This is a genomic window from Haloarcula vallismortis ATCC 29715 (assembly GCF_000337775.1).
In the GTDB taxonomy this organism is placed as follows: Archaea; Halobacteriota; Halobacteria; order Halobacteriales; family Haloarculaceae; genus Haloarcula; species Haloarcula vallismortis.
The window spans coordinates 1-734 of sequence record NZ_AOLQ01000050.1; the positions used below are offsets into that span (position 1 = coordinate 1).

The 734-nt window shown below is 53.3% G+C and carries 1 protein-coding gene; it reads right to left on the reverse strand.

Annotated features, from left to right (window positions below; all coding sequences use genetic code 11):
* Positions 1-196: 196 nt before the first annotated feature.
* Positions 197-646: a winged helix-turn-helix domain-containing protein gene (locus C437_RS12145; RefSeq protein ID WP_004517258.1), complete on the reverse strand. Its 450-nt coding sequence runs from the start codon at positions 644-646 to the stop codon at positions 197-199.
* Positions 647-734 lie beyond the last annotated feature (88 nt).

Here is a 734-nt window from a genome sequence, read left to right on the forward strand (position 1 = left end):
ATAGGTTCGGAATGTAGGATGCTACAAAATGGTTCTCTATTGTCATAGAATGGTTGGTGGTTCTTCTCGCCAGGAGTTGAGGAAGCGGGTCACGACTTTTTTGCCAAAATTCAGTAGATTCTGAGTTCAGAGCAGCGACCCGCCTCAGGGGCGTTTACAGGAGTGCTTCTGATTCCAACCTCTGAATCGCCTCGGGCTACGAAGAGTGCGAATCGTACCAGTTCGGCGATGGCCTCCCGCTGAAGGCTTCGATCTCCTCAATGCGAGCGGTCCGTTCGAGTGAATCGTCAGCCTCTGACAGTACCGCAATCTCGTCGTAGAATCCGAGCCGTTTCAGTAGCTGAATTCCAAGGTCGGATACCGCCCAGTACGTGCTCGGGAGGTCGTTTGCCGGGCTGTCTGTCTTGAGCTTCGTTACGATGCCGCGGTCAGCAAGCTCTCGGAGGTGATAATCGATTGTCTGGTCTTTGATGTCAGTGTTCCTGTAGCCTAGTTCTTCAACGGACAGGGCGCCGCTGTCCGAGGCGAGGATTTGCTGGAGGAGTCGGAGGCGGGTCTCCTCGAGGATAATTCGAAGCTGGTCAAGCCGCTCTGTATCCAGCTGGGGATCGTCTGTGGAGGCCTCCTCGGAACCAGACTGAGGCATCTTAGGTCAGGATACACCATCTAGTACCATATCTATTTTGGCGAGTCCTAAATCAGGATTTGATAAGACAGGAGGGGGCAATTGTACT